The 21,569-nt window shown below is 38.0% G+C and carries 24 protein-coding genes; 1 reads left to right on the plus strand and 23 read right to left on the minus strand.

Translation table 11 applies throughout. From position 1 onward, the window contains the following. Positions 1-155: 155 nt before the first annotated feature. The 21 genes from spoIVB to spoIIIAA form a co-directional block, all read right to left on the minus strand. Positions 156-1,451, minus strand: coding sequence for a SpoIVB peptidase (gene spoIVB, locus BAOM_RS16870; RefSeq protein WP_127761282.1), 1,296 nt, complete (start codon positions 1,449-1,451; stop codon positions 156-158). 130 nt (positions 1,452-1,581) lie between these two features. Further along, positions 1,582-3,297, minus strand: a complete 1,716-nt coding sequence (recN, locus tag BAOM_RS16875; protein WP_127761283.1) for a DNA repair protein RecN — start codon at positions 3,295-3,297, stop codon at positions 1,582-1,584. A gap of 20 nt (positions 3,298-3,317) precedes the next feature. Next, complete coding sequence (ahrC, locus tag BAOM_RS16880) at positions 3,318-3,767, minus strand: transcriptional regulator AhrC/ArgR (protein ID WP_119115461.1); 450 nt, start codon at positions 3,765-3,767, stop codon at positions 3,318-3,320. 285 nt (positions 3,768-4,052) lie between these two features. Further along, positions 4,053-4,880, minus strand: a complete 828-nt coding sequence (locus BAOM_RS16885) for a TlyA family RNA methyltransferase (protein ID WP_127761284.1) — start codon at positions 4,878-4,880, stop codon at positions 4,053-4,055. Positions 4,881-4,884: 4 nt separating this feature from the next. Further along, entirely contained in the window at positions 4,885-6,777 is a 1,893-nt protein-coding gene (dxs, locus tag BAOM_RS16890) for a 1-deoxy-D-xylulose-5-phosphate synthase (protein ID WP_127761285.1), read from the minus strand. Positions 6,778-7,210: 433 nt separating this feature from the next. Beyond that, entirely contained in the window at positions 7,211-8,101 is an 891-nt protein-coding gene (locus BAOM_RS16895; protein ID WP_127762614.1) for a polyprenyl synthetase family protein, read from the minus strand. Then, the gene (locus BAOM_RS16900; protein ID WP_127761286.1) at positions 8,101-8,340 is read right to left on the minus strand and encodes an exodeoxyribonuclease VII small subunit; all 240 of its coding nucleotides are present in this window, start codon (positions 8,338-8,340) and stop codon (positions 8,101-8,103) included. The genes BAOM_RS16895 and BAOM_RS16900 overlap by 1 nt, the downstream gene beginning before the upstream one ends. Then, positions 8,337-9,689 carry an exodeoxyribonuclease VII large subunit gene (xseA, locus tag BAOM_RS16905; RefSeq protein WP_127761287.1) on the minus strand — a complete coding sequence of 451 codons (1,353 nt, stop codon included), beginning with the start codon at positions 9,687-9,689 and terminating at the stop codon, positions 8,337-8,339. The genes BAOM_RS16900 and xseA overlap by 4 nt, the downstream gene beginning before the upstream one ends. Before the next feature lie 246 nt (positions 9,690-9,935). Then, positions 9,936-10,811, minus strand: coding sequence for a bifunctional methylenetetrahydrofolate dehydrogenase/methenyltetrahydrofolate cyclohydrolase FolD (folD, locus tag BAOM_RS16910; RefSeq protein WP_127761288.1), 876 nt, complete (start codon positions 10,809-10,811; stop codon positions 9,936-9,938). Between the two features lie 67 nt (positions 10,812-10,878). After that, entirely contained in the window at positions 10,879-11,271 is a 393-nt protein-coding gene (gene nusB / locus BAOM_RS16915; protein ID WP_127762615.1) for a transcription antitermination factor NusB, read from the minus strand. Positions 11,272-11,644: 373 nt separating this feature from the next. Beyond that, positions 11,645-12,058 (minus strand): Asp23/Gls24 family envelope stress response protein, encoded by a 414-nt coding sequence (locus BAOM_RS16920; protein WP_127761289.1) that lies wholly within the window; start codon positions 12,056-12,058, stop codon positions 11,645-11,647. 27 nt (positions 12,059-12,085) lie between these two features. Further along, positions 12,086-13,438 (minus strand): acetyl-CoA carboxylase biotin carboxylase subunit, encoded by a 1,353-nt coding sequence (gene accC / locus BAOM_RS16925; protein ID WP_127761290.1) that lies wholly within the window; start codon positions 13,436-13,438, stop codon positions 12,086-12,088. 14 nt (positions 13,439-13,452) lie between these two features. Next, entirely contained in the window at positions 13,453-13,959 is a 507-nt protein-coding gene (gene accB, locus BAOM_RS16930) for an acetyl-CoA carboxylase biotin carboxyl carrier protein (protein ID WP_127761291.1), read from the minus strand. Between the two features lie 722 nt (positions 13,960-14,681). Further along, the gene (locus BAOM_RS16935; protein WP_127761292.1) at positions 14,682-15,332 is read right to left on the minus strand and encodes a SpoIIIAH-like family protein; all 651 of its coding nucleotides are present in this window, start codon (positions 15,330-15,332) and stop codon (positions 14,682-14,684) included. A gap of 14 nt (positions 15,333-15,346) precedes the next feature. Continuing rightward, on the minus strand, positions 15,347-16,006 hold the full coding sequence (gene spoIIIAG, locus BAOM_RS16940) for a stage III sporulation protein AG (protein WP_127761293.1): 660 nt from the start codon (positions 16,004-16,006) through the stop codon (positions 15,347-15,349). 4 nt (positions 16,007-16,010) lie between these two features. Then, a complete protein-coding gene (gene spoIIIAF, locus BAOM_RS16945) occupies positions 16,011-16,616 on the minus strand; it encodes a stage III sporulation protein AF (RefSeq protein WP_127761294.1) in 606 nt (201 codons plus the stop codon). Between the two features lie 15 nt (positions 16,617-16,631). After that, the gene (spoIIIAE, locus tag BAOM_RS16950) at positions 16,632-17,831 is read right to left on the minus strand and encodes a stage III sporulation protein AE (RefSeq protein WP_127761295.1); all 1,200 of its coding nucleotides are present in this window, start codon (positions 17,829-17,831) and stop codon (positions 16,632-16,634) included. 33 nt (positions 17,832-17,864) lie between these two features. After that, on the minus strand, positions 17,865-18,254 hold the full coding sequence (gene spoIIIAD / locus BAOM_RS16955; RefSeq protein WP_257467714.1) for a stage III sporulation protein AD: 390 nt from the start codon (positions 18,252-18,254) through the stop codon (positions 17,865-17,867). 15 nt (positions 18,255-18,269) lie between these two features. Next, positions 18,270-18,473, minus strand: coding sequence for a stage III sporulation protein AC (gene spoIIIAC / locus BAOM_RS16960; RefSeq protein WP_110927473.1), 204 nt, complete (start codon positions 18,471-18,473; stop codon positions 18,270-18,272). A gap of 21 nt (positions 18,474-18,494) precedes the next feature. After that, a complete protein-coding gene (gene spoIIIAB, locus BAOM_RS16965) occupies positions 18,495-19,010 on the minus strand; it encodes a stage III sporulation protein SpoIIIAB (RefSeq protein WP_127761297.1) in 516 nt (171 codons plus the stop codon). Then, entirely contained in the window at positions 19,003-19,935 is a 933-nt protein-coding gene (spoIIIAA, locus tag BAOM_RS16970) for a stage III sporulation protein AA (RefSeq protein WP_127761298.1), read from the minus strand. Before spoIIIAA ends, spoIIIAB begins: the two co-directional genes overlap by 8 nt. Positions 19,936-20,111: 176 nt before the next feature. Between spoIIIAA and BAOM_RS16975 the strand changes: the two genes are divergently transcribed. Continuing rightward, the gene (locus tag BAOM_RS16975; RefSeq protein WP_127761299.1) at positions 20,112-20,699 is read left to right on the plus strand and encodes a hypothetical protein; all 588 of its coding nucleotides are present in this window, start codon (positions 20,112-20,114) and stop codon (positions 20,697-20,699) included. A 143-nt stretch (positions 20,700-20,842) separates the two neighbouring features. Here BAOM_RS16975 and BAOM_RS16980 read toward each other — a convergent pair whose 3' ends face one another. Both BAOM_RS16980 and BAOM_RS24605 read right to left on the minus strand, forming a co-directional pair. After that, positions 20,843-21,277: a hypothetical protein gene (locus BAOM_RS16980; protein ID WP_127761300.1), complete on the minus strand. Its 435-nt coding sequence runs from the start codon at positions 21,275-21,277 to the stop codon at positions 20,843-20,845. Between the two features lie 46 nt (positions 21,278-21,323). Then, on the minus strand, positions 21,324-21,488 hold the full coding sequence (locus BAOM_RS24605) for a hypothetical protein (RefSeq protein ID WP_164853274.1): 165 nt from the start codon (positions 21,486-21,488) through the stop codon (positions 21,324-21,326). Between the last annotated feature and the right edge of the window lie 81 nt (positions 21,489-21,569).

Raw genomic sequence — 21,569 nt, forward strand, 5'->3', positions numbered from 1 at the left:
CTTCTTACTTAACAGCCTACCCTAAAAATAAGCAGTCTACAAAGGCAAAAAGTCTGTAATTTTTTTTGTCCAGGCGGAAAAATTTATACGCATGCGTTCTGTAACGCCGTTGATTAAACATACAAAAATAAAAGAAGGCGAACATTCGCCCCCCTTTAACTCGCCTTATTAACGACTGGTTTTTCATAAATATTAATGCCTGCTTCATTTAACATCCATTCGATATGAACACCGTATCCGCTTGTAGGATCATTAACGAATACATGGGTTACTGCACCAACTAATTTCCCATTTTGAATAATTGGACTTCCACTCATGCCTTGAACAATCCCACCTGTTTTCTTTAAAAGCTCCTTGTCAGTTACTTTTAATACCATTCCCTTAATAGCCGGGAATTTTTGTGGAATGGAACTAACTATTTCTACATTAAATTCCTCTACTTCTGATCCCTCGACAACCGTTAAAATTTTCGCTGGACCTTCCTTTACTTCATGAGAAAGGGTAATAGGCATCTCCTTATCCATAATTCCATTATCAATTTGTTGATTTAATTTTCCAAAAATACCGAATGGACTATTACGATTAATATTCCCTATTACTTCTCGATTCGATGAAAAACGAGCAAGTTTTTCTCCGGGATCACCGTTGCTCCCTTTTTCAATAGATGTAACAGTCGATTGAACAACTTGTCCATCTTTGACAACAATCGGCATTTTCGTATCCATATCAGAAATAACATGTCCGAGTGCTCCATATTTTTTAGAAGATGGATGATAAAAGGTCATCGTTCCAATTCCTGCTGCGGAGTCACGGATGTACAGACCTAGTTTATACGTTCCCTCGTTCTTATCTTTCAAAGGAAGTAAGGACGCTTTTAGTTTTTCTTGATTTCGTTGAATATCAAAATTCAACGGTTCACCTTTTTTTCCTGCTTCTTGAACAAAAGGAGTAACATCACCCATTTTTTTAATCGTTTGGCCATTAATTTTTGTGATAATGTCGCCAACTTGAATTTTAGCCGTTTCTCCAGGTGATTTTTTTCCTTCTGACGTAGCAACTAGATGATGACCAACAACGAGTACACCTAGTGTATTTAATTTTACACCAATAGATTGGCCCCCTGGGACTACTTTAAAATCTTCCAACACTTGAACATCTACTTTCTTAACCGGCAATCCGGCCACATCAAGAAGAAGTTCGTTTGTACCAGGCTTATCAGCATCTAACATGATAGCCGAGTCATCTTTATGAATCGTAACACTAGCTGTACTTGCATTTACATGTTTAGCTGAAACAGGTAAGGATGTAGAAATATTATAGTGACTTCCCTCAAATAACACAAGGTGATTGGGAATTAAAAATACTTCACGCAATGGCTGGTATAACCCTAATGTTAATAGCGAAATCAGGAGAATTCCACCGATGACTTTGTTTAACATTGCAAACTTCATTTATACACTCTCCTCGCTATTTACACGCTTATGGCTACATCTTTAATTTAGCCTTCCTTACAATCATTTATAACCTCACAACGAAATAAAAGCTATCCGAATATGGATAGCTTTTCAAGACATAGTTTTTTTAGGATGTGACTTTAATTTTATGAGCTTGTTGAATTAATTCATTAGCATGTTGCTTCGTTAAATCAGTAATTTCAACACCAGCTATCATCCGGCCGATTTCTTTTATTTTTTCTTCCTCAGCTAATGGTGTAACAGATGTATGTGTTCTTCCTTCTGTCACTTTTTTAGCAATAAACAAATGCGTATCAGCCATTGCAGCGACTTGAGGTAAATGAGAAATACAAAGCACTTGAGAACCTGTAGCTACTTTGTAAATTTTTTCTCCAATCGATTGAGCAACTCGCCCGCTTACTCCTGTATCGACTTCATCAAAAATAATCGATGTAATCCCTTGATGCTGCGAAAAAATACTTTTTAAAGCCAACATAATACGAGACATTTCACCGCCAGAGGCAATTTTCGATAACGGTTTTAGCGGTTCACCAGGATTCGTTGAAATATAAAACTCCATGACATCAAGTCCTGTTCGATTAATTTCTCTGTCGATTGTTTCATCAAATGTATGAGCCGTTTGATGAAAATGAGCTTCAAAAACAGTTTTTTCCATATATAACTCTTTCAGTTCTTGCTTAATTTTTTTCGTTAATTGCTCTGCATAGGTTTGACGAAGACTCGATAAATGTTTGGCCTCAATGAGTAAATCTGCTTTAATCGAATTTAATTCCTTTTCCAGCTTAGCAATATGCGTTTCCCGATTAAGCAACGTTTCAATTTCTTCTTCAATCTTTGCTCCATATTCGACAATTTCCTCAATCGTACGTCCGTATTTACGTTTCAATTGGTTAATTTCATTTAGGCGCCCTTCAATAAAATCAATCCGTTCCGTATCAAAATCAAGAGAATCCAGCTGATCACGAATCGTTGAAATGGCATCTTCTAATAAAAAGTAACTATTTGAAACAATATCTGAACTATTCTTTAAAGATTCATCAAGGTTAGCTGCTTCTTCTAAATGATGCATCGCAATCGACAGCCAATCTAACCCATGCTGTTCACCATTCAAAGCATTGTAGCTCGTTTGCAGAGCTTCATGAATTTTTTCATAGTTATTAATTTTTTTTCGTTCCTCAAGAAGCTGCTCGTCTTCGTGCAGCTTCAAATCAGCCTTTTGAATTTCATCAAATTGAAACTGAATTAAATCGAGTCGATGCACCATTTGCTGCTCGTCCTGGCTGAGACTTTTTAACTGCTTCTGAGCAGTGTTATAGCGCTTATATAGCTTTTCATATTCCAAAAGCGCTAACATAACCTCTTCCCCGCCAAATTGATCAAGTAAAGGTAAATGAAGACGTTCATCCATCAGCTCTTGATGTTCGTGCTGTCCATGAATATCGATAAGCGTTCGACCAATTTCACGTAACGTAGCGATGGTCACAAGCTTTCCGTTTACTCGACATACGCTTTTGCCACTCGTAGACATTTCTCGTCTTATAACAACCATGCCATCACTTATATCAATCCCAAATTCCGATGCTTTAACAAAAACAGGGTGCTGCGGCTCATCAATTTGAAATAGCCCTTCGATTTCAGCCTTCGTTTCCCCATGTCGAATAAACTCTGCTGACCCGCGTCCCCCTACTAATAAGTGAACAGCATCAATAATAATGGACTTTCCCGCTCCCGTTTCTCCAGTTAGCACCGTTAAACCTTTTTCTAAAGAAATCGCTAAACTATCTATAATGGCAAAATTTTTAATCGATAATTCTGATAACAAAATTCCTCACTCCAAACCGTCTAGAGCATATCTAAAAATTTTTGAGCAACCATCTCTGCTTCTTTATCCGAGCGACAAATAATTAAGCATGTATCATCGCCACCGATTGTTCCAAGAATCTCTTCCCAATTTAAATTATCAATGAGTGCACATATCGCCTGTGCATTTCCCGGAAGCATCTTCATAACAAGCAAGTTATTCGCTGCATCGATTTTAACAAAAGCATCTACTAACATTCGCTTAAGTTTTTGCTGAGGATTAAAACGCTGATCCGCAGGTAAACTATATTTATAACGTCCATCTGGTAAAGGAACTTTCACAAGATGCAACTCTTTAATATCTCGCGAAACCGTTGCTTGAGTTATATTATAGCCCGCGCTTTTCAACTGATCGACTAAATCATCCTGCGTCTCTATATCATTATTTGTAATAATATCTCGAATTTTTATATGCCTTTGCCCTTTATTCATGTACGTAAAAGCACCTCTCATTTTTCTAGGCTATATTCCATATTATTAGTCAAATCTTCTTCTAAAAACAGGAGCTTGTACAGCCTTCACTATTATTAATCGTAGCGTATTTTTATACAATTGTACATGTATTTCTGCCCTTCTGCCAGCCCTCTTACATCCAGCAGTTATATAAAATACATATGAAATGTCAATTTCAAACGAAATAAGACAAAATCAACAACGCTCTATAACATAACCGTGATAAAAAAAGCTCCTCTAGCCAAAATCTAAAGGAGCGACAAATTATTCTTTCTTAAACTGAGCATGAGCTTCATTCACAATCTCATCAACTGACTGACGAAGAAAATTCTCTCCCGTTTGTTTCGAGCCCTGCCAACTAAGGTGTAATAAAAATTCAATATTGCCATCTCCTCCAGTAATCGGAGAGAACGAAGCATTTTGGACATCGTACCCTTCTTTGACAGCAAACGTAATAATTTTATTCAACACTTCTTTGTGAACTTTAGGGTCGCGAACAATCCCTTTTTTCCCGACTTGGTCTTTCCCTGCTTCAAACTGGGGTTTGACGAGTGCAATCACATCACTGTTAGCTACAAGCAGCGTTTTAAGAACGGGTAAGATTAATGTAAGAGAAATAAATGAGACATCAATGCTCGCAAACTTTGGCATCTCTCCGTCCAAATCAGCAGGTGTTACATAACGAAAATTAGTCCTCTCCATCACTTTTACCCGCTCATCTTGACGAAGTTTCCAAGCTAATTGATTATAACCAACATCCACCGCATACGACATCACGGCCCCATTTTGCAACGCACAGTCCGTAAATCCACCTGTTGAAGAACCGATATCTAAAAGAATTTTGCCCTCAACAGTTACATCAAAGGTCTTCAGCGCCTTCTCGAGCTTTAATCCGCCTCTTGAGACATAAGGCATGACTTTTCCTTTAATGGAAAACTCTAAATCAACAGGCACCTTCTCACCTGGCTTTTCATATCGCTCTTCATTGGCGTATACAAGTCCGGCCATAATCATTCGTTTTGCTTTTTCACGTGTTTCAGCTAGTCCCTGTTGTACAAGGAGAACATCTAGCCTTTCTTTCATTACTTTCATCGCTTCATGCCCTTTTTTGTTTTTTCGGTGTCATTCGTTTGATTTTCTTAACAGCCGCTTCGGCTGTTAAATGGATTTCTTCCAACAGTTCATCGACACTGCCATGTTCGATAAAGTAATCTGGAATTCCCATACGGTCAATAATTGCACCGTAAAATCCTTGTTCTTGAGCGTGCTCCATCACCGCACTACCAAACCCGCCTTGAAGAACCGCTTCTTCAATCGTTAAAATAGGAAGTTTACTACCTAGTAATGCATTTAACATATTCTCATCCATCGGTTTAATAAAGCGAGCATTTACAACTTTAACAGAATAGCCTTCCTTCTCTAGCTGTGTGGCTGCCTTTATCGCTAGCGGAATTGTTGTACCAAAGGTTAAAATGACAGCATCCGAGCCTTCTTTAAGCACTTCCCAACTCCCAATTGGAATTTGCTTTAACTCTTTGTCCATTGGTACTCCAGAGCCGTTTCCTCGTGGGAAACGCATCGCAATCGGCCCATCATCATATTGAATCGCTGTATTCACCATATGCTGGCCTTCATTTTCGTCCTTTGGCATCATTAAAACGATATTCGGTACGTGACGAAGGAATGCAATATCAAAGACCCCTTGATGTGTTTCCCCATCTGATCCAACAAGACCCGCTCGATCAATCCCGATAAAGACATTTAAATTTTGACGACAAATATCATGCACAACTTGGTCATAAGCTCTTTGTAAAAACGTCGAATAAATGGCTAAAAACGGTTTCATTTTTTGCGTAGCAAGTCCTGCCGCAAACGTTGCAGCATGCTGTTCGGCAATGCCGACATCATAGAAACGTTCAGGGAATTCACTAGCAAAGCCCTCCAGCTTCGAACCAACAGGCATAGCTGGTGTAATTGCTACAATTCGCTCATCCTGACGCGCTAACTTACGAACAGTCTCACTTACAAGCGAACTCCATGCTGGACCGCTGCTATGTGACTTAACAAAATCACCCGTTTCAATCTTATAAGGACCCGTCCCATGCCAATTTCCAGTCGTATCCGTTTCAGCAGGTGTGTATCCTTTTCCTTTTTTCGTAATAACATGTAATAAAACGGGACCTTTTATTTTTTTCGCATAACGGAAGTTTTCAAACAAATCTTCGTAATTATGACCATCGACCGGCCCAAGATACGTAAATCCTAATTCTTCAAAAAACATTCCTGAAACGAGTGCATATTTCAAGCTATCTTTTAGACGCTCTGCTGTTGCTGCCAATTTACCGCCAACTGCTGGTATCTTTTTCAACAACCACTCTAATTCGTCTTTGGCACGATTATATTTGCCATCTGTACGAAGTCGACCAAGCACAGAATGAAGCGCACCAACATTTGGTGCAATGGACATTTCGTTATCATTCAAAATAACAATCATATCCTTCTTTTCATCCCCAATATGATTAAGTGCTTCTAGTGCCATTCCACCGGTTAAGGCACCATCTCCGATTACAGGTAGAATATAGCTTTGTTCTTGTTTAATATCCCGTGCAGCCGCCATTCCCATGGCAGCAGAAAGAGAAGTAGAACTATGCCCGGTTTCCCAAACATCATGCTCACTTTCAATCATCTTCGGAAACCCACAAAGCCCCTTATATTTCTTTAATGTATCAAAATCTTTAGCTCGTCCAGTTAAAATTTTATGAATATACGATTGGTGCCCTACATCCCAAATAATTTTATCTTTTGGACTATCGAATTCCTTATGAAGAGCAATCGTTAATTCGACGACACCTAAATTAGGACCGATATGACCGCCTGTTACCGATGTCTTTTCAACGAGAAATCGACGAATATCTGCACTTAATTCAACTAATTCCTCATTGCTCAAGCTCTTCAAAAATGAAGGGTCTTTTATAGATAGAAGATCCAAACAGGACCACTCACTTTCTGTCATTTTCGGCAAACAGCTATTACAAAGCAAGCATAACATAAACATTCATAACGCTAGTCCGAAAAATCTTTTTAAGTTGTTTTTATTTTTATTTATAAGTCATTATAATGTGTATTTTTCAATAAGCAAACCTTTATCGACTTATCGTACTTTTCAGCCTGGCAAAATCGAGTTCTATCTTCATTATACCAAAGCTTGTTCTATAGAGAGAATACGGTTTCTAAGTGAGGCTTTAGTATACGATAAGGTTGATTAACGATATGATGAAACACAGCCAATAGTAAAAATAGCCGCCTGCATCCAAAATGATTTCGGCGACTGTATACAATCATCACAAATTTAATTAGTTCCACATATTTTCGCATTACAATTATAGCATAAACCTTAATTCATCACAAATTCGTTACACAAATTAATGGTTGCGGTTTGCGATTAAATCAGTCAGTTCACTAAGTAGAATCATTGTAGGCAACTTAGTCTCTGCTAATGCGTCTTGAGCTAATTGAACCTGCTCTGCTAACTTCTCCTTTGCACCTTGTAACGTAAGCAGTGCTGGATAAGTACTTTTATGATTAGTCGTATCGCTGCCGACCGGTTTGCCAAGTACTTCTTCCGTTCCCTCAATATCGAGAATATCATCGCGGATTTGAAAGGCCAGTCCTAAGTGAAAAGCAAACTGCCGTAAATGCTGACGCTGCTCGACGCTCGCTCCTGCTAAAATAGCACCGGATAAAATACTAGCTGCTAATAGTTTACCTGTCTTATGTTCGTGAATGTATTCTAGCTGTTCAAGGGTCAATTGCTTATTTTCCCCTTCCATATCTGCAATTTGACCACCGACCATTCCTTCAGCTCCTGCAGATTTACTAACTTCTGAAATTAATTCTAATTTCATCTCTGGAGTTACTTCAGAATGAGTCATCTCTGCAATTAATTGAAAGCTATATGTAAGTAATGCATCACCGGCAAGTATAGCAACGGCCTCACCGAAAACTTTATGATTCGTTGGTTTACCACGACGAAGATCATCATCGTCCATACTAGGTAAATCATCGTGAATTAATGAATAAGTATGAATCATCTCAATGGCAGCAGCGACCGGAATAGCACGTTCTATATCTCGACCAAAGGAAGCTAATACAGCAAAAGTAAGCATTGGACGAATTCGTTTTCCCCCTGCCTCTAATGAATAAATCATTGCTTCTTTCACAATAGAAGGTGCCTGCAACTTTCTCACATACTCAACAACTTCCTTCTCAATAACCGCCTTATATTCTCTGGAAAACGTAGCATAGTCTAGCATCACGGTGTTTCCTCCTCTACAGTTGTAAAACTCTCTAATTGTCCATCTTCATTTAAGATTTCCGTTAATTGATCTTCTACCGATTTCAGTTTCATATGACAAAGACGAGATAAGTTCATTCCTTGTTTATAAATCGAGATAGCTTCTTCTAAAGGGACATCTCCCTCCTCTAACTTTTCTACGATTTGTTCTAAACTTTCCATTGCTTCTTCAAATGAAAGCTCTTGTTGATTCTTCACGACTCTACCTCCCCTTGAATTTCTTCAATTTTACATGTAAGTGTACCATCCTTAATCGAGACAGAAATCTTATCTCCTTTAGACACTTGCTTCGTGCTTTTAATGAGCTTCTCATCTTCCCCAAAGATTAGCCCGTATCCTCTTTCCATAATTTGCAGAGGATTGACGGCCGATAAAGTCGAGGTTATATGAACAAATGATTGAGTTTTTTGTTTTAAAATAGCCATCATGGCGCGATTCAAATTTTTATGACGCTGCTCTAATGATTGCTTTGAGCGTTGAAGAGCTTCTGCAGGATGCTGACGTCTTAAGGTGGCATCTATTTGTTCTAATGCTTCTTTCTTATTCATAAAATAGCGCTCACTATTTTTCTGTAAACGCTCCATAGCCCGGTCTAGTTGCTCTAGTTTTTGTTCATACATTTTTTGCGGGTAGCGAAACGCATACGATTTCTCTAACCTGGCTAAACGATTCGATTCGAAATGAATCCGTTCCTGTATGGAGCGTGTTAGACGATTTTTTCGGTTCATTAGTCGCTCCAGCACTTCATTCATATGAGGGACAGCCATCTCAGCTGCTCCTGTCGGTGTTGGCGCTCGCAGGTCCGCGACAAAATCAGCAATTGTAAAGTCTGTTTCATGACCGACTGCTGAAATGATAGGCAGATCAGAATCATAGATAGATTCGGCTACGATTTCTTCATTAAAAGCCCAAAGCTCTTCAATGGACCCTCCACCACGACCTACAATCAGCACATCCGCTTCTCTTCGCTCATTTGCCTTCGATATCGCTAAAGCAATAGATTTCGCAGCATTTACTCCTTGTACAAGTGCAGGATAAATAATCACTTTGGCAATCGGGTAACGACGCTTAATCGTTGTTAAAATATCTCTTAAAGCAGCTCCTGTAGGTGATGTAATAACCCCAACAGTATGAGGATAAGGAGGGATCACCTTCTTATGCTGCTCACTAAACATTCCTTTTTCCTCAAGCTTTTTCTTCAATTGCTCATAAGCTAAATATAGGTCACCAATTCCATCAGGGGCCATATGTTTTACATAGACTTGATACTGTCCACTCGCCTCATAAACCGTTACGTCACCGCGTACAAGTACCTTCATCCCATTTTCCGGAACAAACTTCATCCCTCTAGTATGGGCCGAAAACATGACGGCTAAAAGACGTGATTTTTCGTCTTTTAACGTAAAATACATATGCCCGCTTGTATGCTGCTTAAAATTCGAGATTTCCCCTCTTATATAAACATGCTGTAAATGCGGGTCCACATCGAATTTTCGTTTAATATATTTAGTTAGTGCCGAAACGCTCAAATATTGTTGTTCACTCATATTTTGAATTTCGTCTCCTTATAAGAAAAGCGCAAGGCGCCCGTTATCGCCGACAAGCATAAGATAAGCACTGATAGAAGACGTTCTTTGCCTTCCGAAGCGATTATCTAAACGATAGAGCCAATGGCGCCTAGAGCTAAACATTAAAACGTGTCAAACATTTTATACTTGCTTACATTATTAAAAAAGCGGCCTCTTGTTATTATAAAACAAGAAACCGCTTCATCGAAATATTTTAACGATTTTTTAACATTTTAAAGCAGATTGACGTACACTATATGCTTTTTGAGCTGATTCTATAGTGTTTTTCATTAGCATTGTAATCGTCATCGGTCCAACGCCTCCTGGCACTGGTGTTACATAGGAAGCTTTGCTTAACACATCTTCATAGTCAACGTCTCCGCATAGTTTCCCTTCTTCATTTCGGTTGATTCCTACGTCAATTACGACTGCACCCTCTTTAATATGCTCGCTCGTAATTGTATTTCTTCTACCAACCGCCGCAACAATGACATCAGCCTGTTTTGTGAAATAAGTCAAATCTTTTGTTTTAGAATGACAGTAAGTTACTGTCGCATTTGCATTTAATAGCAATTGTCCCATCGGTTTCCCAACAATATTGCTTCGGCCAACAACTACAACATGCTTGCCTTCCAAATCATAATTAATATGTTTGAGCATTACCATAACTCCATATGGGGTACAAGGTAAAAAAGCACTTTGTCCTGTCATCATTCTTCCAATATTAATTGGGTGGAAGCCGTCTACATCTTTCTCCGGTGAAATGGCTTCAATAATAGCTTCCTCATTAATATGAGATGGTAATGGAAGTTGAACTAAAATCCCATGAATCGAGTCATCTTGATTCAATTCATTAATGTTTTCAATTAGTTCTTCTTGTGAAAGTGTAGCAGGTTTTTTAATCAACACAGAATGCATACCTAAATCAGCACATGCCTTTTCTTTATTACGTACATAAGTCTGTGAAGCTTGATTATCTCCAACTAAAATTACAGCTAAACCAGGCACAAGACCTTTTTGCTTTAATTGTTCTACCTCTTCACGAATTTCTTGTCTCACTGCCTGTGCAATTTCTTTCCCATTAATAATTTCAGCTGTCATGATTGTATCCTCCCAAGAATAATTATGCTGTAAAAGAAATTGCGGTGGCATCCGATTAGCCAAGCTTTTAAAAGCCTAAATGAGCTTTTACTTTTGATAAAACGGCATTTACAAAGCTGCTTGATTGATCGTCACCGAATTTCTTAGCAATCTCAATCGCTTCATTAATTGCAACACTAACAGGAACATCTTCACTGTAGACCATTTCATAAACGGCCATACGAAGTAAATTCCGGTCAATATTCGCCAGTCTTTCTAATTTCCAATTCTCTAAATTCCCACGGATGATTTCATCCAATTCTTCACGTTTCCCTGTAACACCTGTGACTATTGTTTCTAAATAGTGATCAGGTTCTGCACCATTCAATACGCTTTCCGTCGCATCTTGTACTTCTGCTCCAACGATATCGATTTGATATAATGCTTGAAGGGCTTTTTCACGTGCTGTTCTTCTTTTCATCATATTACTCCTTTAACATCTACTATTATATCTGAAAATGCTTGCACAGACGAACATTAATTTATAAAAAAACAAAAATATTAAGATTTTCTTTATTTTCCCCATAATATCCATCGTTCTTTTTCATCGGCTTTGTTATTTACGATACTTTAATTAGCAACATTGTGTAACACGGCCTTTTTATTAAACTTACTGTGCCCATTTTTCATAACTTTCTTACATCCATCTTATCTACTCTAACAGAAAATAAACATGAATTAAAGGATAACTTCAAGCACTTACACATCTCGCAAATGTTTCAAAGAAAACGAAACAGCCTTACGACAAAAAACCCGGCGAATAGCCGGGTTTTTCGAGGATTCGTTTAGAATGATTAAATATCTTGCTCGTAATCTGCTTCCTGCTTTGCGTTTTCGAATTGTATTCCGACAACATGTACGTTTACTTCACCAGCATCAATAGCGGTCATGTTTAACAAAGCTTGACGAATGTTATCTTGTACTTCTTGCGCAACTTTCGGAATAGAGACTCCAAACTTCATGACACAATAGAGATCTACTTTAATTGCTTCTCCAGTTAAATCGACTTTAACACCTTTGCCGTGATTTTTCTTGCCCAGCTTTTCTACGACACCTGTCGCAAAATTACCGCGCATATGGGCAATCCCTTCAACTTCGGATGCAGCAATCCCCGCAATGACTTCGATTACTTCTGGAGCAATTTCAACTTTGCCAAGTCCACTATTATAGTCAGTCACTTCAAGCAATTGATTTTCTACTTCACTCATTCCAAGCACCTCCTATCTTCCTTTACATTATGAGTTCATTACATCATAAATATCAAGGAATTTCGTATTAAATTCTCCTGAAACAAACTGATTATGAGAAAGTAATTTAAGGTGGAACGGAATTGTTGTATGAATTCCTTCAACAACAAATTCACTTAAAGCACGCTTCATTTTGTCAATTGCTTCTTCACGAGTTGGAGCGTGAACAATCAATTTCGCAATCATTGAATCATAGTATGGCGGGATTGAGTAGCCTGGGTATGCCGCTGAATCAACACGCACTCCGAAACCGCCTGGTGCAAGATAGTTTTGGATCTTTCCAGCTGAAGGCATGAAGTTTTTCGCTGGGTTTTCAGCGTTGATACGGCACTCAATAGACCAACCATTGAATGTTACATCTTTTTGTGAAATCGATAACTTTTCACCAGATGCCACTCTGATTTGTTCTTTAATTAAATCGAAACCTGTTACCATTTCTGTAACTGGATGTTCTACTTGGATACGAGTATTCATTTCCATGAAGTAGAACTTACGAGCTTTGTAATCAAAGATAAATTCAACTGTACCTGCACCAGAGTAGTTAACTGCAAGCGCAGCTTTTACAGCAGCTTGCCCCATTTCTTCACGTAATTCACCGTCAAGAGCTGGTGATGGAGTTTCTTCAACAAGTTTTTGTAAACGACGTTGAACTGTACAATCACGCTCTCCAAGGTGAATCGCATTGCCATGGTTATCAGCCATAACTTGGATTTCAACATGGCGGAAATCCTCGATGAATTTCTCGATATAAACACCTGGGTTACCGAAAGCTGTTGCTGCTTCTTGTTGCGTGATGTTGATGCCTTTAATTAGTTCTTCTTCTGTTCTTGCAACACGGATCCCTTTACCGCCACCGCCGGCTGTAGCTTTAATGATTACTGGGTAACCAATTTTACCAGCAAACTCTACACCTTCTTCAACGCTTGCGATAACGCCTTCTGTACCAGGTACAATCGGAACATTCGCAGCTTCCATCGTACGACGTGCTACGTCTTTTGTACCCATTTGGCTGATTGCTTCTGGGCTTGGTCCGATAAACGTAATGTTTACGTCACGGCAAAGCTCCGCAAAGTCAGCATTCTCAGCAAGGAAGCCATAACCAGGGTGAATAGCGTCAGCCCCTGTTTTCTTCGCTACACTAAGAATATTCGTTGTATTTAAATAGCTATCTTTTGATAGTTTAGGTCCAATACAATATGCTTCGTCAGCAAGTTGAACATGGAGGGCTTCTTTATCAGCTTCAGAATAAACTGCTACTGATTCAATCCCTAGTTCTTTACAAGCACGAATAATACGTACTGCAATTTCCCCACGGTTTGCAATTAATACCTTTTTAATCATTTTGGAACAGCTCCTCACTCAGGCTTTACTAAAAATAATGCTTGACCGTATTCTACAAGCTCGCCGTCTTTAACTAACACTTCAACGATTTCACCGTTTACTTCTGCTTCGATTTCATTGAAAAGTTTCATTGCTTCAACGATACAAACGATTGAATCGCCAGTTACTTTATCGCCAGCTTTTACATATGCATCAGCGTCTGGTGATGGAGATTGATAGAAAGTTCCAACCATTGGAGAAGTGATTTTATGTAATCCTTCTGTATCTTGAGCTACAGCAGCTACTGGTGCAGCAGCTGGTGCTGGAGCAGCTTTTGGAGCTTCTACTGGTGCAGCAGCTGGTGCTGGAGCAGCTTTTGGAGCTTCTACAACTTTCACTTCTGGAGCTGCTGTTGGGTAAACAACTGTACCTACTTCTGTTTTCTTTAATTTAATTTTTGAACCCTCTTGTTCAAAAGAAAATTCACTAATGTTTGATTGATCAACTAATTTAATAATTTCACGAATTTCTTGTACTTTCATCTTGGCACTCCTTGTCTTGTTTTAATGTTTTGGTTGAGGCATCTTTTCAGTAACTCTCAACTACAGCCTGTCCGCACCGAAGAGAAAAAACATCCTTAAAAGAAATTTACTCTGTCAAACTAAATGCTATCCTCATAATAATTTTTTTCATGAAACGTCCGCTAATAATATAGACGCTTACTTCAAAAAAATTCTGAAGAATTCACATATTTTAATGGCTAGAGCGGATTACTATTAGTTCTTTAAAATTACAAGAATTAATACCTTACCTGTAGTATAACAGAGATTTCATTACTGTGGAATATTATTTTCAAATCAGTAAAAAAAATTATTATCTAGCCCTTAACATCATACGATACAATCTACTGAAAATTCAATAATTAGTTTATCAAAAATACATAATTAACTTAAAAACCAGCAACATGAAACCAAAATCAACCATGTAATAATTAAACTCAACTTACAAATTATTGAATCAACAACCTCAAAAAACACCTCTAATATAACATTTGTGAGAATATTCAACTAAAAACTTCAATAAAAAGTAACCGCTTACATCATTTTCATTAAAATTCAAATAACTTTTTATCCTCCCTCTCTCTCATCCTTTATATTTCCTAATAAATTTCAAAAAAGTCCCTTTCTTTTATTACGAAAGGGACTAAAGCTTTACTCTTTTAATCTATAAAACTGTTGTGTATCAGATCATCCTATTTCTTTCCTTATTTCCCTACCTGGAATTCTACAGAAATATCGTTAGCCTCTTCTATTTCTCCTCGAACAAGGCGCATAATTTTATTTGCATCAGCTGCCGATTGCTCTTCAGCTTTTACCGTCACCTTCACATCGTCCCCATCTACACGTACAAGAGCCGCATCAAAATCTAGTGAAACAATCATTCCTTCTAAAATATTTTCCTTTACCTTAATCTCACTTAATTGTTCGACTGCTTCATAAGCAGCGTTTCTTTCCTCGGTACTTAGCTCTGTATTCCCCATTTTTTCTGTTAATTCTTGGCTTAATTTAGATCGTTCATCATCAATTTGCATACGTAAAGCGTCAAATGTATCGTCTCCAGAAGTAATCGCTACGGATGCTTCAGAATCTTTTTCCGCTTTCTCATCTGATTTTGTGTCTGACTTTGTATCTGATTGTTCTTCTTTCTTTGTGTCATTTGCATCAGGCTTCGCTACTGATTCTGATTCTGATTCCATTTCGTCTCCAACCATAGCATTTTCATTTTGCTCATTCTTTTGCTGTTCGGTTGTCGCTGCATTTTCTACACTTTCAGGAGATGTTAAATAATAGACAGATAATACGACGACAAGACTTAACATCGTTAATAACCATACTGTTTGTTTTTTCAATAACATAATTGTACACCCTCCTATTTTTTAGGCATTACAGATACGCGGTGGCTTGGTACATCTAAAGCACGAGTTACCGCCTCTACAATCCATTTTTTAATTTGGATATTTTCAGCACCTTTGGCAACAACTAATACACCGCTAACACTAGGCTTTTTCGTTTGTGCAACAATTGGACCCTCTTTATCACCATTTTTTATAATAACGAGCTGTTCATCAATCGAAGTATCTTCTACCGTTCGCTTCCCGCCTTCTTGATCAGCTTCTTCTGTCACCTGTTTTTGGGTTACTTTATTTCTTTCAAATTCTTTTTTCTCTGTTGCATCCACATAGATGACAACTTTCACATCACTGACACCCGCAATCATCTCCAGCGCTTCTTTCATCTCATTTTGTAAATATACCTCATACTCTCGTGTTGTTTTAAATTCTGATTCGTTTTTCTGACCAAATACTTCTTCGGTGTCTTTTGTTGCTTCCTTATTGTTAAATACGGATTGAAGGTTCTCATTTTGTTCCGGTTGATTAGCCGTAAATAAATTACCGACCATCATAATCCCCATTCCAAGTAGAACGATGATAAAGACATATACATAGAGTGATGGCTTTTTATCCTTTTGATTTTTATGTTTGTTCAAAAATTGAGTGAGCCAGGATAATGGACCTTTTTCATTTTTCAATGGTTTAGTCCCTCCTTTCCCCGGCAATTTGAATCATTTCTTCATCAATGGACCAAGTATTTGCTAGGAATTGTTTCACATCTGCATAGCGTGCATCATCTGTCACAACAGCACGCTTTGTATCAATCTCTACCTTCGCAATGGCTTCAATGGTTTCATCCTCTTTTACTTCTGATAGGCTAATCGTAATATGCTGTAAATTCTCTGGTTCCGGTTTCTCTTCATCCTTAACAGTTACCTGAATATCCTGAATCTCCATTTGATACTTCTCCATCAGCTCCTCTTCTGCCTCTGCTTGTAATTGGACAGCCATTTGTTCTAAAATATATGCACTTTGGGCAGCTTGTATTTCTTTTTTCTTCGATTCTGTTAAATTTCCAAGTGACTGAGCCTCTCCCTGTTCAAATTGAATCGTCGCAGAGGCTAGAACATCGTCAAAATTTGTATGAAGTAAACGTAAAATTGGGGTAATAATAACCGCTATAAGCAGCAGCCCAATCACCATTTTTGAATACTTTTGCAGAGCTGAGTTCGGAAGAAGCATATCGATTACGGTCGCTAATAGAATAAAGATAATAATATTCGAAATCCAACTAGCTAAAAAATCCACGATATCTCCTCCTCTCTAACGAACCATGAGCGTAATATTCCCCGCAGCAATAATAACGGTAATACTTAAAAAAAACATAAGTGAAACAATCGCAAGCGCCGCAAAAATAAAGATGATACTTTTGCTAATAATACCGAGACAAGCAATAACCGGGCCTCCACCGAGCGGCTGCAGTAAACTCGCTGCTAACTTATAAATAAATGAAATCATTAAAATTTTAAGTGCAGGAAATGTGATAATCGCTAATAAAATAACAACTCCAGCCATTCCCACTGTATTTTTTAATAAGACCGATGCATTAATGACCGTATCTGTAGCATCGGTGAACATTCGGCCAACTACCGGAATAAAATTTCCTGTTATAAACTTAGCTGTCCGAATCGTCACGCCATCAGCTACAGCCGAAGAAGTTCCTTGTACGGAAATGACCCCCAGAAAAACCGTCATAAATGCACCGAGAATACCGATGGCAAAGTTTCGCAATAACTGGGCAAGCTGCGTCGCTTTATAATGATCGGTAAGTGTACTAACAATGCTTAAAATCGCCGAAAAAAATAAGAGCGGCAGCACGACATATTGAACTAAAATGCCGCTTGTATTCATCAAAAACATCAAAAGCGGGTGAAAAAAAGCGGCTGAAATCAACCCTCCCGAAGTAGCAATTAACGCAAGTAACAAAGGAATAAGCGCCATTAAAAAGGAAGTCATCATGTCAATGGTCTCTTTCGTATATTCCATTGCTACATGAAAGCTATTTAACGCTAATATAATGAGCACCATATACACAATGGCATACGCGACTTTACTAATGGAGCTTTGTTCAAAAGCATTTTGTAAAGATTGCAAAAACATACTAAAGATTGTCAGCAAAAGAAGCGAACCAAGCAGCTTTCCATTTACAAGCAGCTCATGAAAGACAAACTTAGCGATGCCTTTAAACCACTCGCTAAAGGAAAATTGCTTCTCTCCACTTACAAAATCCATAAAGCTGCCTTTTTGACTTTCTGGCAAAAAACCACCATACTCTGTAATTACGCTATCCCAAAAGGTTTTTAACTCTTCAAAGTCAATTCTCTCAAGTTGATCTTGTACTAAATCCGACTGCATAATTGGCTCTTGTTTCAATTCATCTTCTTCAGCAGCCTGTCCAACGGTCGTTTGAAAAAAAAGGAACAGCGTGTATACGACGATAAAAAAAAGATGCCGCTGCTTCATAACTTCACCTCATCGACTAGTAGAAATTGTTCATTAACTTGGGAGCATCTGTAAGATGGTTTCGATAATGACCGTTAAAATCGGAATGGCCATCGCTAAAATTAAAATTTTCCCACTTAACTCAATTTTAGAAGCCAATGAGCCAAGGCCGGCATCTTTCGTAATCTGAGAGGCAAATTCAGCAATATAGGCAATGCCGATAATTTTAAGAATCGTTTCTAAGTAAACCGTATTTACATTTGCATTAATGGCCAGCTTTTCAAGCATCATAATAATTTCATAAATTTTGTCTGCTAAAAACAAGAAAATAGAACAGCCTACAAAAACAACTAATAAAAAAGCAAAATTCGGCTTTTGTTCTTTTACAACTAAAGCAAGAAAAGCAGCCACGAGAGCAATCCCAACAATCTTTATGATCTCAATGACGCATCCCCTCCTTTACTGGAACAAAAAGACCGATTTAATTTTTTGAAATAAATCTTCTACAATAGAAGCAACCATAAACAAAATATAAATAAAGCCGAATAAAGTAACCCACTGGGCATATTCTTTTTTTCCAACTTGATCAAGAATCGTATGCAAAAAGGCGACAACTAAGCCCACTCCTGCGATTTTAAAAATGATGTCTACTTCAATGCCCATCTTCCATTCCTCCCACTTCTGCTACATCAGCAAAATGATTAATAATAACCCTGATAAAAAACCAAGACTTTTCATCATTTTTTCGTACTTTCCTTGCAGGTCAATGGCTTCGCTCTCTTCACGGTCTAAATGAGCCATTGTCAGCATAATTTGCTTTTGCTGGTGGTACTTATCGCTTTTGCCTAACATTTCTCCAAATTGCGTAAGAATTTCATACTCTCCTTGCTTTAAAGAAAGAGCGCTCCACACTTCTGTTAAACTTTCATCCCATGCTTCTTTAACCGTTGTTTCCCCTTGATCAAGCCGTGTAGCAAACGCAGCAAATAAATGATTCAGCGGCTTCGGCAGCTGTTTTTGTAATTTTTGCGCTGCTTCTTTCAATGGGGTATGCCCGTACATAATTTCCGCTTCGAGTGATTGCAAAGCGACTTTTAGTTGCCGTAATTGCCGAGGTCTTGTACTTAATTTTCGGGCAGCCTCAAAACCAGCCCAAGTGGTAGCCATGATAATAATCGCTGCGCCTAACAATTTAAACATGAAGTCCAGCACCTGCCTTCACGTACAACTGTTGTCCTTTTTCATTCAAAATATGATAGCTCCGATTTCCTTTATCATCTCGTCTAATTTCAATAAAGCGTTCAAAAATATTTTGAGCTAACAGATTCGCAATAAAGGGACGTTTTTGAACTTCTTGAAATGTATGACCATGCGTTGTAATAATGAGTTTAATTCCCGCATTTACTGCATCTAAAACAGCCGACGCATCTTCCTGTCTACCAATCTCGTCCACAACTAATATATCCGGTGACATCGACCGGATCATCATCATCATTCCTTCTGCTTTCGGACATCCGTCTAACACATCGACGCGAATCCCAAACTCTAACTGCGGTACACCATGAACGCAGCCGGCAATTTCAGAACGCTCATCAACAATTCCTACCTTTTTAGCAGGGATATTGAGCGGCTCATGTCCTGTAGACATAATTCTTGCAATATCACGAAGAACGGTCGTTTTTCCAGTTTGCGGTGCACCGATAATCAATGTATGATGCCATTGATCGTTATATATAGAAGGAATAAGCGATTCGGCAACACCGATCTTTTGTCGAGCAATACGAATATTAAATGAAGAAATATCACGAATTGCTTTTACTGTACCGTTTTCTAAAATAACCTTGCCCGCAAGACCAACACGATGTCCACCAGCAATTGTTATATAGCCGCGCTTCAATTCTTCTTCTAATGTATATAACGAAAACTGACTCAAATGACTTAATAATTGTTCCGCATCTCGTGCACTTACTTCATAAGGAATAAAGTATGGCTGCCCCGCCACAGTTACTTCAATTGGTTTTCCAACACGAATGCGTACCTCTTCACTGCGCGACAAAATATCCGGTGGTACTCTAAGAAGCGGATCTTGAATTTTTTTTGGCAAAAGAGCAAGTACTGATTCCATCTAACGTTCCTCCTGTATCCACCATTTCCCTAATATGTATGCAAATCGCTTAGCATTCATGACAAGCTTTCGAAAAGTATGCTAGGCTAAGAGAGGAAAATAAACCATGAGATGACAACACATCTAAACAGCAATGTAAAGAATAGAGAAAATCTTTTAAACTAAGAGGGGATTTTATGGGAATCAGATATATAGAAGATATTAATGAAGAAATGAATATTAATATTGTTGTGCATATGGATTTACAATCCAAAAGTGCGTGTATAGTTGATGCACACATTACTCCTGCTTTTTGTCTAAACTGTAACCAGCAGGTGAGCGGGCTTTTCCATTACAATGGCTCACGATATGGACAAGTAGGAGAAATTGAATGCAATCATTGCCACTCAACTCTCTTCTGTACAGATGATGATTATTACCAATACAGAATCTTTATGAGCCCCCAAAATTATTTCAACAGATTTATATATGATGAAAACACGTTCAAAAACAAACTAAGTGAAATTGATTTTGGAAATGTTTACCTATTGAATATCGAAACACTAAACAAGGTTCAAAAGAAAATTGGCACCAATATGCTTGGCAAGAATATTCTAGATACAATCCACGAAATCGAATTGAATGATTTAGTCAGTTTAATCAGCAAGAAATTAAAAATAACGGACATACCGACTAATCCAATTATCATTGATGATAGGTTTACTCATCTGCCCATCAAAGTAAACAAGTGGCTGAACCTTCTGCGGTTATTAAAAATAATCTAATTGACCGCTAAATAATAAAGAAGAACCTTATGAGAATAAATTCACTATTCCCAAAGGTTCTTCATTTTTAATCTCTATTGTCTGTATTAGGCTCATAATCTACTTCAACATGATTGAGCCCCTCTAATACTTCTTTAATTCTTTTAGATAAGTTCTCTATTTTGAAGATATAGTATACTAATTCCTGCGTCACTGGATCTTTGATCATACCACTGCTTGATTTTCCCCCACTCAAACACATTTTCCGATAAGATTCCCTCAGGATAGCCTATTTGTTCTGTTAGCCATTCTCCATGTTGAGATAGTTTTTCTTCGTAGTCCCATTCGTTAATGGATGGATCACTAACCTTTAATCGTATTCCTTGTATATTATTATTTTCAAATGAAATTCTAACAGCAAACTTTTTACTCCCCAATTGTATAGGTTTTAAAGATCCCACTGTCGCTTTACCATTTTGTCTTTTCCTCGCCTCAAGACTAGTATTTATGGTTAGAAATTTTTCAAAAACAGTCAATTTGGTATCTTTACTAACTTCAATACCTTCTACTATCAATTTTCCTTCTCTTAAATTACTCATTAGCGAATCCCCATTTCTATTGAACTCCCCCCACCTCCTCATTGGGCTATGTTCCCATTCCTTGAGGTGGGAGTCTTCTGTCGAGAAATGATAAATCAGCAGTTTCTATCGCCTTATTAATTTCATCTTTGGTTAATTTAGAATTATCTAATTTAATAACATGAGGGTCTTCTGAAATCTCTCCAAAAGTCTTACAAATAGTTTCATGCATGTATTTTTCCTTTTTTGTAGAATAGATAAGGATTTTGATATTTTATAAGCATCAAAGGTATGATTTGCGGCGTGATGCCTT

It is taken from the genome of Peribacillus asahii (assembly GCF_004006295.1).
Classification (GTDB): Bacteria; Bacillota; Bacilli; order Bacillales; family DSM-1321; genus Peribacillus; species Peribacillus asahii_A.

Excerpts from the sequence above, each read along its gene's own strand:
- spoIVB (WP_127761282.1), bottom strand. The coding sequence starts at position 1,451 with ATGAAGTTTGCAATGTTAAACAAAGTCATCGGTGGAATTCTCCTGATT.
- ahrC (WP_119115461.1), bottom strand. The coding sequence starts at position 3,767 with ATGAATAAAGGGCAAAGGCATATAAAAATTCGAGATATTATTACAAAT.
- BAOM_RS16885 (WP_127761284.1), bottom strand. The coding sequence starts at position 4,880 with ATGAAAGTAATGAAAGAAAGGCTAGATGTTCTCCTTGTACAACAGGGA.
- BAOM_RS16895 (WP_127762614.1), bottom strand. The coding sequence starts at position 8,101 with ATGCTAGACTATGCTACGTTTTCCAGAGAATATAAGGCGGTTATTGAG.
- xseA (WP_127761287.1), bottom strand. The coding sequence starts at position 9,689 with ATGAGTGAACAACAATATTTGAGCGTTTCGGCACTAACTAAATATATT.
- folD (WP_127761288.1), bottom strand. The coding sequence starts at position 10,811 with ATGACAGCTGAAATTATTAATGGGAAAGAAATTGCACAGGCAGTGAGA.
- nusB (WP_127762615.1), bottom strand. The coding sequence starts at position 11,271 with ATGAAAAGAAGAACAGCACGTGAAAAAGCCCTTCAAGCATTATATCAA.
- BAOM_RS16920 (WP_127761289.1), bottom strand. The coding sequence starts at position 12,058 with ATGAGTGAAGTAGAAAATCAATTGCTTGAAGTGACTGACTATAATAGT.
- accC (WP_127761290.1), bottom strand. The coding sequence starts at position 13,438 with ATGATTAAAAAGGTATTAATTGCAAACCGTGGGGAAATTGCAGTACGT.
- accB (WP_127761291.1), bottom strand. The coding sequence starts at position 13,959 with ATGAAAGTACAAGAAATTCGTGAAATTATTAAATTAGTTGATCAATCA.
- BAOM_RS16935 (WP_127761292.1), bottom strand. The coding sequence starts at position 15,332 with ATGTTATTGAAAAAACAAACAGTATGGTTATTAACGATGTTAAGTCTT.
- spoIIIAE (WP_127761295.1), bottom strand. The coding sequence starts at position 17,831 with ATGAAGCAGCGGCATCTTTTTTTTATCGTCGTATACACGCTGTTCCTT.
- spoIIIAC (WP_110927473.1), bottom strand. The coding sequence starts at position 18,473 with ATGGGCATTGAAGTAGACATCATTTTTAAAATCGCAGGAGTGGGCTTA.
- spoIIIAB (WP_127761297.1), bottom strand. The coding sequence starts at position 19,010 with ATGTTTAAATTGTTAGGCGCAGCGATTATTATCATGGCTACCACTTGG.
- spoIIIAA (WP_127761298.1), bottom strand. The coding sequence starts at position 19,935 with ATGGAATCAGTACTTGCTCTTTTGCCAAAAAAAATTCAAGATCCGCTT.
- BAOM_RS16975 (WP_127761299.1), top strand. The coding sequence starts at position 20,112 with ATGGGAATCAGATATATAGAAGATATTAATGAAGAAATGAATATTAAT.
- BAOM_RS16980 (WP_127761300.1), bottom strand. The coding sequence starts at position 21,277 with ATGAGTAATTTAAGAGAAGGAAAATTGATAGTAGAAGGTATTGAAGTT.
- BAOM_RS24605 (WP_164853274.1), bottom strand. The coding sequence starts at position 21,488 with ATGCATGAAACTATTTGTAAGACTTTTGGAGAGATTTCAGAAGACCCT.